Source organism: Micrococcaceae bacterium Sec5.8 (assembly GCA_039636775.1).
Lineage (GTDB): Bacteria > Actinomycetota > Actinomycetes > Actinomycetales > Micrococcaceae > Arthrobacter.
Genome location: CP143429.1, coordinates 2,404,268 through 2,417,565 on the forward strand (window position 1 = coordinate 2,404,268; position 13,298 = coordinate 2,417,565).

At 67.3% G+C, this 13,298-nt stretch carries 16 protein-coding genes; 1 reads left to right on the top strand and 15 read right to left on the bottom strand.

Going from position 1 to position 13,298, the window contains the following annotated elements:
- Positions 1-34 precede the first annotated feature (34 nt).
- Complete coding sequence (gene fabF, locus VUN84_11075; protein XAS62863.1) at positions 35-1,270, top strand: beta-ketoacyl-ACP synthase II; 1,236 nt, start codon at positions 35-37, stop codon at positions 1,268-1,270.
- 120 nt (positions 1,271-1,390) lie between these two features.
- Here fabF and VUN84_11080 read toward each other — a convergent pair whose 3' ends face one another.
- The 15 genes from VUN84_11080 to VUN84_11150 all read right to left on the bottom strand — a co-directional run bounded on the left by VUN84_11080 (position 1,391) and on the right by VUN84_11150 (position 13,005).
- Complete coding sequence (locus tag VUN84_11080; GenBank protein XAS62864.1) at positions 1,391-1,894, bottom strand: DUF3145 domain-containing protein; 504 nt, start codon at positions 1,892-1,894, stop codon at positions 1,391-1,393.
- A 304-nt stretch (positions 1,895-2,198) separates the two neighbouring features.
- Complete coding sequence (locus VUN84_11085; protein ID XAS62865.1) at positions 2,199-3,125, bottom strand: tyrosine recombinase XerC; 927 nt, start codon at positions 3,123-3,125, stop codon at positions 2,199-2,201.
- A 56-nt stretch (positions 3,126-3,181) separates the two neighbouring features.
- On the bottom strand, positions 3,182-4,378 hold the full coding sequence (gene dprA, locus VUN84_11090) for a DNA-processing protein DprA (protein XAS62866.1): 1,197 nt from the start codon (positions 4,376-4,378) through the stop codon (positions 3,182-3,184).
- Positions 4,379-4,449: 71 nt separating this feature from the next.
- Positions 4,450-5,997 carry a YifB family Mg chelatase-like AAA ATPase gene (locus VUN84_11095; GenBank protein XAS62867.1) on the bottom strand — a complete coding sequence of 516 codons (1,548 nt, stop codon included), beginning with the start codon at positions 5,995-5,997 and terminating at the stop codon, positions 4,450-4,452.
- The gene (locus VUN84_11100; GenBank protein XAS62868.1) at positions 5,998-6,354 is read right to left on the bottom strand and encodes a YraN family protein; all 357 of its coding nucleotides are present in this window, start codon (positions 6,352-6,354) and stop codon (positions 5,998-6,000) included.
- A 149-nt stretch (positions 6,355-6,503) separates the two neighbouring features.
- On the bottom strand, positions 6,504-6,830 hold the full coding sequence (locus VUN84_11105) for a DUF2469 domain-containing protein (GenBank protein ID XAS62869.1): 327 nt from the start codon (positions 6,828-6,830) through the stop codon (positions 6,504-6,506).
- A gap of 99 nt (positions 6,831-6,929) precedes the next feature.
- Positions 6,930-7,601 carry a ribonuclease HII gene (locus tag VUN84_11110; protein XAS62870.1) on the bottom strand — a complete coding sequence of 224 codons (672 nt, stop codon included), beginning with the start codon at positions 7,599-7,601 and terminating at the stop codon, positions 6,930-6,932.
- An 11-nt stretch (positions 7,602-7,612) separates the two neighbouring features.
- Positions 7,613-8,617: a signal peptidase I gene (gene lepB / locus VUN84_11115; GenBank protein ID XAS62871.1), complete on the bottom strand. Its 1,005-nt coding sequence runs from the start codon at positions 8,615-8,617 to the stop codon at positions 7,613-7,615.
- Positions 8,618-8,671: 54 nt separating this feature from the next.
- Positions 8,672-9,367, bottom strand: coding sequence for a signal peptidase I (gene lepB / locus VUN84_11120; protein XAS62872.1), 696 nt, complete (start codon positions 9,365-9,367; stop codon positions 8,672-8,674).
- A gap of 102 nt (positions 9,368-9,469) precedes the next feature.
- A complete protein-coding gene (rplS, locus tag VUN84_11125; GenBank protein XAS62873.1) occupies positions 9,470-9,829 on the bottom strand; it encodes a 50S ribosomal protein L19 in 360 nt (119 codons plus the stop codon).
- A 231-nt stretch (positions 9,830-10,060) separates the two neighbouring features.
- Complete coding sequence (gene trmD / locus VUN84_11130) at positions 10,061-10,960, bottom strand: tRNA (guanosine(37)-N1)-methyltransferase TrmD (GenBank protein ID XAS62874.1); 900 nt, start codon at positions 10,958-10,960, stop codon at positions 10,061-10,063.
- Complete coding sequence (gene rimM / locus VUN84_11135; protein XAS62875.1) at positions 10,961-11,587, bottom strand: ribosome maturation factor RimM; 627 nt, start codon at positions 11,585-11,587, stop codon at positions 10,961-10,963.
- 109 nt (positions 11,588-11,696) lie between these two features.
- Positions 11,697-11,939 (bottom strand): RNA-binding protein, encoded by a 243-nt coding sequence (locus VUN84_11140; GenBank protein ID XAS62876.1) that lies wholly within the window; start codon positions 11,937-11,939, stop codon positions 11,697-11,699.
- A 1-nt stretch (position 11,940) separates the two neighbouring features.
- Positions 11,941-12,363 (bottom strand): 30S ribosomal protein S16, encoded by a 423-nt coding sequence (gene rpsP / locus VUN84_11145; GenBank protein ID XAS62877.1) that lies wholly within the window; start codon positions 12,361-12,363, stop codon positions 11,941-11,943.
- A 204-nt stretch (positions 12,364-12,567) separates the two neighbouring features.
- Positions 12,568-13,005, bottom strand: a complete 438-nt coding sequence (locus tag VUN84_11150) for a hypothetical protein (protein XAS62878.1) — start codon at positions 13,003-13,005, stop codon at positions 12,568-12,570.
- Between the last annotated feature and the right edge of the window lie 293 nt (positions 13,006-13,298).

The window sequence follows — 13,298 nt, forward strand, 5'->3', positions numbered from 1 at the left end:
GGAAACGGCAGGCGCACCGACAGAGAGTGATCCCATGGCACGCAAAGTAGTCATTACCGGTCTGGGTGCCACCACGCCCATTGGCGGCGATGTCCCCACGATGTGGAAGAACGCGCTGAAGGGCGTCTCCGGCGCGCACACGCTCGAAGATGACTGGGTGGCCAAATACGAGTTGCCCGTCCACTTTGCCGCCCGCGCGTCCACTCCCGCCACGGACGTCCTGGCCCGGGTTGAAGCCAAGCGCATGGACCCGTCCACGCAGTTCGCGGTCGTGGCCTCCCGCGAGGCCTGGGCCGACTCGGGCATTACCGAAATCGACCACGACCGCCTCGCGGTGGCTTTTGCCACCGGCATCGGCGGCGTCTGGACCCTCCTGGACGCGTGGGACACCCTGCGCGAAAAGGGCCCCCGCAGGGTCCTTCCCATGACCGTGCCCATGCTGATGCCCAACGGCCCGGCCGCGGCGGTCAGCCTTGATCTGGGCGCCCGGGCCGGCGCCCACACACCCGTCTCCGCCTGTGCGTCCGGCACTGAAGCCGTCCACATGGGCTTGGACCTGATCCGTTCCGGCAAGGCCGACGTCGTTGTCTGCGGCGGTGCAGAGGCCGCGATCCACCCGATGCCGATTGCCGCGTTCGCGTCCATGCAGGCGCTGTCCCGCCGCAACGACGATCCCGAACACGCCTCGCGCCCGTACGACCGCGACCGTGACGGCTTCGTGATGGGCGAGGGCGCCGGCGCCCTGGTTCTGGAAGCCGAGGAGCACGCACTGGCCCGCGGCGCCCGGATTTACGCCGAGCTCGCCGGAACCTCCGTCACTGCCGATGCCTATCACATCACCGCCCCGGACCCCCAGGGCCTGGGGGCCACCCGCGCGCTCAAAGCCGCCATGTTCGACGGCCGCATCCAGCCCGAGGACGTGGTGCACGTCAACGCGCATGCCACGTCCACGCCGGTCGGCGATAAGCCCGAGTACGCGGCGCTTAAGGCCGCCCTCGGCAAGCATGTGGACGACGTCGCGGTCTCGGCCACAAAGTCCCAGATGGGCCACCTGCTCGGCGCCTCCGGTGCGGTGGAAGCTGTGCTGACCGTGATGGCCGTCTACGACCGCAAGGCGCCCGTCACGATCAACCTGGAGAACCAGGATCCGGAGATTCCGCTTGACGTTGTCACCTCCGCCCGCGAGCTGCCCTCCGGGAGCATTGCCGCGCTGAGTAACTCCTTCGGCTTCGGCGGCCACAACGCCGTGATCGCCGTGCGCAGCATCTAACTCCCGCTGCTGCGGCCTCCGGCAACGACTGATGGCGGCAATGTTCTTCGTGAACATTGCCGCCATCGGTCATTTTTTTGCAGAGCTATGGTGAATGTGTGGTGCTCCTGCGGAAGAGGCTCAGCCCACTTGATGGAGCCAGCGCACTGGAGCGCCGTCGGCAGCGTGCCGGAAGGGCTCCAGTTCCTCGTCCCAGGCTTCGCCGAGGGCCAGTGACAGTTCGTGGTAGACCGCGGAGGGATCCCCGGCGCCGGACTCGTAGGCGTACCGGATGCGGTCCTCGGAGACCATGATGTTGCCGTGTACGTCCGTGACGGCGTGGAAAATGCCGAGCTCCGGCGTGTGCGACCAGCGTCCGCCATCGACGCCTTGGCTGGGCTCTTCCGTGACCTCGTAGCGCAGATGGGCCCAGCCCCGGAGGGCGGACGCCAATTGAGCCCCCGTGCCCGGATTCCCGGTCCACGACAGCTCGGCCCGGAACATTCCGGGCGCTGCTGGCTGAGCAGTCCACTCAAGGTCGGTCCGCTTGTCCACAACAGATCCTATGGCCCACTCAACGTGGGGGCACAGGGCAGTTGGGGCCGAGTGAACGAACAACACACCGCGGGTCAGTGCAACAGACATTCCATCCTCCATAGCTGTAGGTACGTCTTCCCCAACGACCTCTGCCTGGATGTTTGTCTATTGCGCGGGTTCCCGTCATGCTCTGGGTGGTCCTTGCCAGACTATTAAGTTGCCGCCGGTTCCTGATGGTCAAGCGCTGATGGTCAAGTGCATCACGTGGCGCTTGAGAGTTGCCGGGCGTGAGTCCAATTGTGCCGTACCCCACCTCATTACGCCAGCGACCTTCGGCGCGTCCTCCCGGGCATGCCACGCGGCGTGTCGTATGAAGACACAGTGCGCGTCGGCCCTTCCGCCGTCGCCCGTCTCAGGCCCGCGGGTGGGCCTGCTGGTAGCTCTGCCGGAGCCTCTCAACGGAGACGTGCGTGTAGATCTGGGTCGTGGCCAGGCTGCTGTGACCCAAAATTTCCTGTACGGCGCGGAGGTCGGCTCCGCCGTCGAGCAGATGCGTGGCGGCGGAGTGCCGAAGGGCGTGCGGACCGGTGGCGGCCGTGTCCCCCAGTGCCTCCAGCAGATCGTGGACCACACTGCGGACCTGCCGCTGGTCCGCTCGTCTGCCGCGGGCCCCCAGGAAGAGCGCCGCGCCCGAGGTGGCCGTGGCAAGGGCCGGCCGGCCACGGCGGAGCCAGTCGTCGACGGCGAGCGCCGCCGGCAGGCCGTACGGCACCGTGCGTTCCTTGTTTCCCTTGCCGAGCACCCGGAGTGTTCTCCTGTCGGGATCGAGGTCGTCCACGTCGAGTCCGGCCAACTCGCCGACCCGGATCCCGGTGGCGTAGAGGAGTTCCACCATGGCCCGGTTCCGCAACGGCAGGGGCCGGCCCCCGGCCGCGGCGGTTTCTGCGCCTTCGACCAGCCGAAGCACCTGCTGCTGATGCAGCACGCCCGGCAGCGATTTCTCCCGTTTCGGGGCTTTAAGGCGCAAGGCGGGGTCCGCGGCGAGCAGTTCCTCACGCACGGCCCAGGCGGTAAACGCCCGGGCGGTGGCGGACCGGCGTGCCAGCGTGGCGCGGGACTTGCCTGCCTCGCTCTGCACGCCGAGCCAGCGCCGTAGAGTGCCGAGTTCCAGCCCAGCGAGATCCTCGACTCCCTCGGAGGCCGCATGCCCGAGGAGGCTGCCGACATCGGAGAGGTAGGCACGCACCGTGTGGGCGGAACGCCCCCGTTCGGCTTCCAGGTACCGGCCGAAGGCCTGGGCGGCTGCGGCCAGTGCGGCCGGGATCTGCTGTGTGGGCACTCCCCTACTCTTGCAGGAAACACCCGGCGATCAAGGAGCCGCACGGCGAGCCGCCATCAGCCCGCAGCGGCGGAGCGCTTCCAGCCGCCGCGGTACGTCTCAGCCAGGCCCAGCAGCCCCAGCCGGCCCAGCCCGGCACGGACGGAATCGGCGCTGAGGCCAGCGACGACAGTGAGTTTTTCGATGGAACTCGTGGTCCGCAAGGGCAGGGCGTCCAGCAGGATGAGGTCTTCCAGCGTCAGCCCGTCCTGCACGGCTGCCGGGCCGTTCCTGAGCTCGGGCAACGATTCGCCACTGGGGCCGGAGAGCTCCGCAATCTCCCCCGCGTCGGTGACGCAGACAGCGCCGCCTTCCCGGAGCAACCGATGACAGCCCGCAGAATTTGCGCTGTGCACTGACCCCGGCACGGCACCGACAGCCCTGCCCAGGGTTTCTGCATGGTGTGCCGTGTTCAACGCGCCCGATCTCCACCGGGCCTCCACCACGACGGTGACGGAAGCCAGCGCGGCGATCAACCTGTTGCGCTGCAGGAATCTGTAGCGCGTGGGCGCGGAGCCCGGCGGGACCTCGGCCACCACCGCGCCCTGGTTCGCAACGGCACGCAGGAGGTCCTCGTTGCCGGCCGGGTAGAAGCGGTCCACTCCCCCGGCCATGACAGCAATGGTGGGCATGCCGGCGCCAGCGCCCGATCCACCGGCGAGGGCTGCGCGGTGGGCGTGGGCGTCAATACCGTAGGCGCCGCCGGAGATGATTGTGAACTCCCGTTGGACCAGTGCATAGGCAAGATCGCCCGTGACCGCGGCGCCATAGGCGGTGCTGTCCCGGGAACCCACCAACGCAATGGACCGGGCGGCCCGGGGAAACTCCTGCTCGCTGCCTCGCCACCAGAGGCACAGCGGTTCCTGTAATCCCAGGTCGGCCAGTTGGCTGGGCCACAGCCCGTCGGAGGGAATGATCAAGCGTCCCCCGAGCCGCTGCATGGTTGCGAGGTCCCGGGCCGGAGCCAGGTCCGGTACTCTCGGCGCCCAGCGCTTCCGGGCCGTTCCCAAACCTGTCCAGCCGCTGCCCGAACCGTTCTCGTCCAGCAGCTGGAACATCTCGCGCTCCACCTCGGGCCCGGCCGTCAGCTGGCCGGTGGCGATCCTGAGCGCATCCTCCGCCCCGGCAACCCGCACGAGCGCGAGTCCGGCGGCGTCCTGCGGTTCGAACAGCCGGGATAGCGCAGCCCGGGCGGTACGTTCTGTCTCAGCCATGGTTTGTCCTTTCACGAGCTGGCGTGGGGTTCTGCTGCCGCACTCTGCGGCGGCGGGAGGCAAAATGAGGGCTAAGCGGCGGCATCGGCCTGCCGGAGGCTGAGGGCCAGTCCGATGTCGTCCGCTGCCGGAGCGTCACGCTGTCCCAAGTCCGCGAGGGTCCAGGCGAGACGCAGCACCCGGTCATAGCCGCGGGCCGTCAGAGACCCGCGCTCCATGGCACGGTCAAGAATCCGGGTTGTCCGGGCAGGGAGCCGCAAGACACCCCGCAGGACGCGGCCTGGCACCTGGGCGTTGGTCTCCATGCCGTAGGGCAGCAGCCGTCCGCCTTGGCGCTCCCGTGCGGCGCGCACCCGGGCCGCGATGGAGGCGGTGTCCTCCTCGGCCTCTGGCTTGCCGAAGTCAGCCAGTGATACCCGCTCAACCTGCAGCTGGATGTCCACCCTGTCCAGCAGCGGGCCGGACAGGCGGGCCAGGTACCGCCGCCGCATCGTGGGAGTGCATATGCAGTCGACACCCTTGCCTGTGGCTTTGCCGCAGGGGCAGGGATTTGCAGCGAGCACCAGCTGAAAGCGGGCCGGGTACGCTGCCGTTCCAGCGGACCGGTGCAGCACCAGCTCGCCGCTCTCCAGCGGCTGCCGGAGCGCGTCCAGGACCCTGCGCTCATACTCCGGTGCCTCATCAAGGAACAGCACCCCGCGGTGGGCACGGGATGCCGCACCGGGCCGCGGCAGCCCGGAGCCACCGCCGATGATGGACGCTGATGTGGCCGTGTGATGCGGGTTCTCGTATGGGGGCCTGCGCACGAGTTGGAGGGAAGCTGAGGTCAGCGAGCAGAGCGAATGGATAGCGGTGACCTCCATGGCCTCCGCGTCGCCGAGGTCCGGGAGGAGTCCGGGAAGCCGTTCAGCCAGCATCGTTTTTCCCGCGCCGGGAGGGCCGGTCAACAGCAGATGGTGTGCGCCGGCGGCGGCGACCTCCAGCGCCCGTCTTGCCTCCCCCTGCCCGGAGACGTCGCGCATATCCAGTGCTGGGGAGGGCGTCGGTCCTGGTTGAGCTCCGGCGCCGTCATGTTCGGGTTCGGGCTCGAAATCAAGAGCCAGATCCTGCGGATCGGCGCCGAAGTCGAAGGCCAGGCGGGCCAGCGTGGCATAACCCTGCACGCGGGCGCCGGGAACGAGGGCTGCCTCGGCGGCATTCGCTTGCGCTACGACGACGTCGGTGTAACCGGCCCGGACCGCCGCCATGACGGCCGGAAGAACACCCCGGACGGGCCGCAGCCTGCCGTCAAGTCCCAGTTCGGCGATGAACACCGTCCGTCCGGTGGAACGGACATCGTTGGAAGCCAGGAGAGCGGCCATGGCGATGGCCAGGTCGAAGCCGGAACCACGTTTGGGCAGCGACGCGGGGATGAGGTTCGCCGTGATCTTGCGGCGGCTCAAAGGGATCCCGGAATTCTGCGCAGCCGACCGGATCCGCTCCTTGGCCTCGTTGAGCGAAGCGTCCGGCAGGCCCAGGATGATGAACGCCGGGAGGGTCTGGCCGATGTCGGCCTCCACCTCGACGATGTAGCCGTTCAGCCCCACGAGCGCCACCGAGTAGGTCCGGCCGAGCGCCACCTATGCCACCCCTTTGAGGTGTTCAACGGCAGGTTCGCCGCTGCCGTCGTCGAGCACCGCCACGACGTCCACCCGGCGCGGCGGCTGCAACAGTCCATGGTGGCGGCACCAGGCCGCGGCCAGGCGGTGCAGCCGCGCCAGTTTGTCCGCGCCCACGGCCTCAAACGGGTGGCCATACGCGAGGGACGTGCGTGTCTTCACTTCGGCGAAGACCAGAGTGCCGCCGTCGACGGCGACAATGTCGATCTCGCCCTCGGGACACCGCCAGTTGCGGTCCAGGATCCGCATCCCCTGAGCCTGGAGGTAGCCGGAGGCGAGTTCCTCGCCGCGACGGCCCAGCACGTCCTTTGCTCTCATGACTCCAGCGTGCGGGCAGCACGGCGGGCAACCCAGAGCGTCAGGGCCCTATGTGGATAGCCGGAGCTTATTCCGTGGTGGGGAGGAGAAGTGGGCGCGCGTCCACGGCCCGGGCCCGGCTACAGCCGGGCCACCGATGAACGGACGGGTCAGTTGCCCAGGTCGCCGACCTTGGGCAGGGCCAGTTCCTCGTTGCGCGGAAGTTCCTCGACGTTGACGTCTTTGAACGTGATCACGCGGACGCTTTTGACGAAGCGGGCGGAGCGGTAAACGTCCCAGACCCAGGCGTCCTGCAGAGTCAGATCGAAGTAGACCTCGCCGTCGGCGCTCCGGGCCTGCAGGTCAACGTGGTTGGCCAGATAGAAACGCCGTTCGGTCTCGACCACGTAGGTGAACAGTCCGACAACGTCGCGGTACTCGCGGTAGAGCTGCAGCTCCATGTCGGTCTCATAGTTTTCAAGGTCCTCGGCACTCATGGTTCCATCTTGCACCATCCTGCGCGGGCTGCGCGCCACGGTCCCGGCGCGCTGGACCCCGGCGCCGGAAATCTGGGCGCGGCCGCCAGGGAGGGAGCGTCAGTCGCTGAGCAGCTGCCAGCTCACGCGGTGGTAGGGCGTGGGACCGGCGGCGCGGAGTGCGTCCTTGTGGATCGCGGTGCCATAGCCTTTGTTCACGTCCCAGCCGAAGGCGGGGTGCTCGGTGTGCAGGCCGCGCATGATTCCGTCGCGTTCCACCTTCGCCAGGATGGAGGCGGCGGCAACGCTCAGGCACTGCATGTCCGCCTTGACCAGGGTGTGCACGGGCGCGTCGCAGCCCGGCTCAGAGGGGCCGTCGTCGAACAGGGACGGCTGGGACTGCGGCGACAACCAGTTGTGGCTGCCGTCCAGCAGCACAACGTCGGGGGTCACGCCGGCGGCGAGGATGGCAAGCCAGGCCCGCGTGCCGGCGAGCCGGAGTGCGGCGACGATGCCGACGTCGTCAATCTCCTTGGCCGTTGCGTGCCCGACGGCGGATGCCACGCTCCAGCTCCGCACCACCGGAACCAGGCGTTCGCGGTCCGCAACCTTGAGCAGCTTGCTGTCCCGGACGTCGGCGAGCAGTGTCTGCTGCTGAAGATCCACTACCGCGATGCCCACGCTGACGGGTCCGGCGAGGGCGCCGCGGCCTACCTCGTCGACGCCGGCCACCAGGCGGGCGCCGGAGGTTCGGAAGCGGCGCTCGTAGTCGAGGGTGGGGGCTTCGGACATGGGTTCAGCCGCTACTTTCCGGCCGGTGCGGGCACCCCGCGGAAGACATCGGGATAGTTGTCCAAGGCGCCGAGGCGGTTGAAGGGCCAGGCGATGACGGCGGCCCGGCCTTCGATGTCGGCGGTGTCGACGAAGCCGCCGTTGGTGTCCTCGTGGGCACGCGAGTCGGCGGAGTGGTTCCGGTTATCGCCCATCACCCAGACCTTGCCGTCGGGGACGACGACGTCGAAGTCGCGGATCTGGGGCACCTCGGCGGGATTGATGTACGTCTCCTCCAACGGCGCGCCGTTGACCATGATCCGGCCGCCGGCGTCACAGCAGACCACGTGGTCGCCCGGCAGCCCGATCACGCGCTTCACGAGATGCTGCTCGGAGTTGTCCGGCAGCAGACCAATGAACGTCAGGCCATCCTGCACCCAGGTAAAGGGACCGGCCGGCTTCGACACCGCGGGAGCCAACCAGCCCTGGGTGTCCCGGAAGACAACGACGTCGCCGCGCTCCAGGGCAAACGGTTCGGGGACCAGGAGGTTCACAAAAATGCGGTCATTCACGTCCAGCGTGCTGACCATGGATTCGGAGGGGATGTAGAAGGCCCGGAAGAGGAAGGTCTTGATGAGGAAGGACAGCACGATGGCGACGAGCACCACGGTTGCCACCTCCTTCACCCAGAGGAACAGCGGGCTGTGGCGCTCCTGGGCTTCCGCCCGGCGTGCGTTCTTCGACGAGTTCCCTGCGTGGGCCGGTCCGCCCGCGCCGGGACTGTCGGACGCCGGGCTGTCGGGCGCGGGGCTGTCGGGCGCCGGGCTGCCGGACACGGACTCGGGCGGGGACGCCGGGGCCGTCGGAGACGCGAGAGACGCCGGGGCCGTCGGAGACGCCGCTTCCGCAGAGTGCGGCAGCTGGGACGTCTGGGTGGCGCGGGCATCCGGAGCACCGGCACCGGGGGTCGAGCCGGGATCCGTACGGACACCGGTCTCCGAGGAGCGCTCCGCGCCGGGGATTGCTGCGGAGGTCACCCGGGGCTGGTCCTGCCCCCTCGGATCGGGATTCCGGGGTCCGGTCTCGGGCATCTACTGTCCGTTCTTCTCTGTTGTTGGAGTGGCCACTGTTGGAGCGGCCTCGGCGGGCCGTGCTACTGCTGCAAATCTATCAAGCGGCCAGATGATCTGGACGGGTCTGCCGACCACCCGTTCCTGCGGCACCATGCCTCCGCCGGGGGCCCCCAGCAGACTTCGGGAATCGGCGGAGAGAGAGCGGTGGTCCCCCATCAGCCACAGACGGTCAGGGGGAACGCTGACGCTGAATTTCAGTTCGCTGGGGGCGTCGCCTGCATAAAGATAGGGTTCCGCAACTTGCTGACCGTTTACTGTGAGGTGGCCGCCGGTGTCACAGCAGACCACCTGGTCACCGGGGAGCCCGATGACGCGTTTGATGTACGTGCTGTCGGCGCCGGAGAGACCCACCCAGTGTCCGACGCCGGCCAGAAAGTCCAGCAAGGGGCCGTTGCCGCTGTTCAGCGGTGCGAAAGAGCCACGGCCGTCGAAGACGACGATGTCGCCGCGCCCGAGCGGGTCGGCGCGGAAATCCGTGCGGGACACGAGGATTCTGTCCCCCTCGCGGAAGAGCGGCTCCATCGAGGCGGACGGGATGTAGTACACATCGATCCACAGGGACCGGACCAACCCGCTGATGACCACGGCAAGGACCAAGGCAAGCAAAACAAAACGCCAGCCGAGTTTCCTGGGCTGGCGTTTTGTTTGTTCCATGATCCGTATCCTCTAACGCTTTTCGAACGTGAACAGCGCTGTTGCGGATGTTCCGGCGCTGGCCGGATACGGTCCGTGGACCCGCAGGGAAGTCCGAAGGACTTATTTGCCGGTCAGGAAGTCGCGCTTTTCCTTGATCTTTGCGGCCTTGCCGCGCAGGTTGCGCATGTAGTACAGCTTGGCGCGGCGCACGTCACCCTTGGAGACGAGCTCGATCTTGTCGATGATCGGGGAGTGCACCGGGAAGGTACGCTCCACGCCGACGCCGAAAGAGACCTTGCGGATGGTGAAGGTTTCGCGCAGGCCATCGCCGTGGCGGCCCAGGACGAAGCCCTGGAAGACCTGGACGCGGGAGTTCTTGCCTTCGATGATGTTCACGTGAACCTTGAGGGTGTCACCGGCGCGGAACGTCGGAACATCGGTGCGCAGCGAGGCTGCATCTACGGAATCGAGAATATGCATTGATTCACTCCTGGCAAACGCCACAGGTCATTTACGTGGGGTCACGGCGGCCAAGCCCGGGCTAAGGTGCGGCCCGGGAATTCCCGCCGAAAAATTGTTGATCCGGCACCGTCAGGAATTGACGGGGGCCGGGGTGCCGCGCTGTTGGTAACGCTCCCCCTGTGGCAGGTTCGCTACCCAGCAGGCACAAGGACTAATTTTGCCATACCCGGGCCCATCCAGCCAATCCGGTCAGGCGGGGTTACCGCCGGCGTCGGGACGCAGCGCAAGGCGGCCGTCGACGACGGCGTACCCCAGGTCAGCGAACGCGGTCCGGTCCGCGCGGGGCAACTTGCCGGCGTCGAACCCGGCGAGCAGGTCCGGGCGGCGTTCGGCGGTGCGCCGGTATTGCTCGTGCCGGCGCCACTGCGCGATCTTGCCGTGGTTGCCGCTGAGCAGTACTGCCGGGACGTCGCGGTCCCGCCAACTCGACGGCTTGGTGTAGACGGGGTACTCCAGCAGCCCGTCTGAGTGTGATTCCTCCACAAGGGATTCGGGGTTGCCGACGACGCCCGGCAGCAACCGTCCGATGGCCTCAACCATCGCCAGCACGGCCACTTCGCCACCGTTAAGGACGTAGTCACCGAGGCTCATGGGCCGCACCGTAAAGTGCTCAGAAGCCCATTCCATGACGCGCTCATCGATGCCCTCGTAGCGTCCGCAAGCGAACACCAGGGCCTTTTCCCCCGCGAGTTCCTGCGCCGTGGCCTGGCTGAACCGTTCGCCTGCTGGCGAGGGCACGATCAGCACCGGTTTGGCTGCCTGCTCCTGGCCGGACGGGTCCGCAGCGGGAGTGTCCGAGTTCGAAACCTCGGAGCTGGGAGCCTCGGTGCTGGAAACCTCGGAGCTGGGAGTGTCCGATCGTCCGGCGGCGACGGATGTCAGGGCCTGCGCCCACGGCTCCGCTTTCATCACCATGCCGGCGCCGCCGCCGTACGGGGTGTCATCCACGGTCCGGTGGCGGTCGGTGGTGAAGTTCCGGAGGTCGTGGACGTTGAGTTCCAGCAGCCCGTCCTGGCGCGCCTTGCCTATCAATGACAGTTCCAGCGGGGCCAGGTACTCAGGGAAGATGGTGACGACGTCGATCCGCATTTAGGCGTTGTCTCCGGTGTTGTCTCCGGTGTTGTCGCTGGCGTCGGCGCTGACGCTGGCGTCGGCCGGACCGGCGGACGCGGGCTTGGCTTTGGTCTCAGCTTTGGCCTCGTCCTCGGCGTTAACTTCGAAGAGTCCCGGCGGCGGGGTGACGAGGACGTAGCCTTCGCCGACGTTGACTTCCGGGACGATCTGCTCCACGAACGGGATCAAAACTTCTTTGCCGTCGTTGGCGGTGACTACCAGCAGGTCCTGGACCGGGAGGGTATGGAGGCCCGAAACCTTGCCCACCACCTGGTCGCCGACGCGGACCTCCAGGCCTTCAAGCTCGTGCTCGTACCAGCCCTCGTCGTCGTCATCGTCGTCGAGCTCTTCGGTTTCCACGAAGAGCTTGGCGCCGCGGAGGGTCTCCGCCTCGTTGCGGGTCTCAATTTCCTCAAATGCGAGCAGCAGGATGTCCTTGTTCCACCGGGCGCTGAGAATCGTCAGCGGCCCGGCCGTGGCGGGCTCCACCACGAACTGGGTTCCCGCAGTGAAGCGGTCACCGGGTGCGTCCGTGAGTACCTGGACGGTCACTTCGCCGCGGATGCCGTGGGGCTTGCCGATTCGTGCCACCTGGAGCTGCATCTGATCCTCTGTTCGGGGTTGGTGATGGTGGGTGCTGGGGAAAACAGTCCGGCCCCTCCACCATTATCTGGTGAAGGGGCCGGACTCAAGGCAAGTGTTGCTGAAAGCGTTACCGGCGGCGGTCGGTGTCGACGACGTCGACCCTGACCGGCTCGCCATCCGCCAAGGCTGCCACCACAGTGCGCAATGCGCGTGCGGTGCGGCCCTGGCGGCCGATCACCCGTCCAAGGTCGTCCTCATGAACGCGCACTTCGAGGGTGTCCCCGCGGCGATTGTTCTTGGCACTGACCTTGACATCGTCGGGACTGTCAACGATCCCACGGACGAGGTGTTCGAGCGCTTCGGCCAGCAAGTTACTCAGCCTCGGTGGTCTCTGCTGCGGCGTCGGCGGGAGCCTCGGCTGCATCGTCCTTCTTGGCCTTCTTGGTGATGGCTTCCGGGATAATCACGGAACCCTTTTCCGGCGTCACGAAGGCAGCCTTGGGAGCCTTGGTCTTCAAGGTGCCCTCCTGGCCCGGGAGACCCTTGAACTTCTGCCAGTCACCGGTGATCTTGAGGATCGCGGCGACCTGCTCGGACGGCTGTGCGCCGACGCCGAGCCAGTACTGGGCACGGTCCGTGTCGACCTCGATGTACGAGGGCTCTTCGGTCGGGTGGTACTTGCCGATCTCTTCGATGGCACGGCCGTCACGCTTGGAGCGTGCGTCCATGACGACGATGCGGTAGTACGGTGCGCGCATCTTGCCAAAGCGCTTAAGGCGAATCTTTACGGCCACTTTTGTGGTCACTCCTGTTTCTGAAACGGGGTCGAGCCCGGCGTTCTGCACCCGTGGGGCGGGCCGTACTAGGGGGTTCTAAAAGGACAGGATCCGGACGCGGAGAGAGGGGCCACGCAGATCGAGTACCTGTCTATTGTGCCAGATCAGCGGCGGGATTTCGACTTGACACCCGCAACCGGTCCAGCAAGGTCCTGATCGGCGCTAGGAAGTCCAGACATACAAGCCGGACTTGCTGGCCGGATCGATGGCACCGGCGAGCTCGGCGAGCTGCTTCACGTAACGGACGGACTGCTCGGTACCGAAGGGCATGTCCTCCTCGGCGGCCCAGCTTTCGGCGACCTCCTCGAGGACGTCGCCCTCGCCTTCGGTTTCGTAGCTGAGCAGTTCGGCGAGCGCGCGGACCATCGCCGGCGGCACGCCGAGCAAAGAATCACTGGCAACGTCCACCATGGCCAGTTCGTAGTCGGCGCCGGCGGCGTGAACCGCGGTGCCGGCGAGATCCCCGAGGCGCTCGATCTCGAAGTCGGTGATGTCCGCGATCCGGACGGCTGCGGGCGCCGCGGGAGCACCGCCGTCGAGGGCGGCAGCTCGCTTGAGGGCTTCATCGTGGGTGGAGACAAAGACTTCGGTGATTCCCATGAAACTCGTCCTTAGAATCTGGCGGCGCAAGGCCACGGTTTTCGGCGTCGCTTCAGCCTAGCCGTTTCAGCCCCACCCCCGCCCGAGCCTCGCCCCACCCCTACCGGACATGCCCTTCCCCGGCCGCGACGGATGGACATAGTGCCGCTATGGCCATTCCTGGACGCGGCCACTGGACATGTCCGGCGCTCAGGCAAGCAGCAGAAGCGTATGTTCCGCCGCGCGGGCGGGAGATGGACATGCCCGCCCGCGCGGGCGGGAGATGGACATGTCCGGCGTCCGAGCCGGCGGCA

Bases quoted from the DNA above. Each gene is read 5' to 3' on its own strand.
- dprA (XAS62866.1), bottom strand. From the start codon at position 4,378: ATGGCTGAGACAGAACGTACCGCCCGGGCTGCGCTATCCCGGCTGTTC.
- rimM (XAS62875.1), bottom strand. From the start codon at position 11,587: ATGCAGCTCCAGGTGGCACGAATCGGCAAGCCCCACGGCATCCGCGGC.
- lepB (XAS62872.1), bottom strand. From the start codon at position 9,367: ATGGAACAAACAAAACGCCAGCCCAGGAAACTCGGCTGGCGTTTTGTT.
- VUN84_11150 (XAS62878.1), bottom strand. From the start codon at position 13,005: ATGGGAATCACCGAAGTCTTTGTCTCCACCCACGATGAAGCCCTCAAG.
- VUN84_11100 (XAS62868.1), bottom strand. From the start codon at position 6,354: ATGAGAGCAAAGGACGTGCTGGGCCGTCGCGGCGAGGAACTCGCCTCC.
- VUN84_11105 (XAS62869.1), bottom strand. From the start codon at position 6,830: ATGAGTGCCGAGGACCTTGAAAACTATGAGACCGACATGGAGCTGCAG.
- VUN84_11110 (XAS62870.1), bottom strand. From the start codon at position 7,601: ATGTCCGAAGCCCCCACCCTCGACTACGAGCGCCGCTTCCGAACCTCC.
- fabF (XAS62863.1), top strand. From the start codon at position 35: ATGGCACGCAAAGTAGTCATTACCGGTCTGGGTGCCACCACGCCCATT.
- VUN84_11080 (XAS62864.1), bottom strand. From the start codon at position 1,894: ATGTCTGTTGCACTGACCCGCGGTGTGTTGTTCGTTCACTCGGCCCCA.
- rplS (XAS62873.1), bottom strand. From the start codon at position 9,829: ATGCATATTCTCGATTCCGTAGATGCAGCCTCGCTGCGCACCGATGTT.
- trmD (XAS62874.1), bottom strand. From the start codon at position 10,960: ATGCGGATCGACGTCGTCACCATCTTCCCTGAGTACCTGGCCCCGCTG.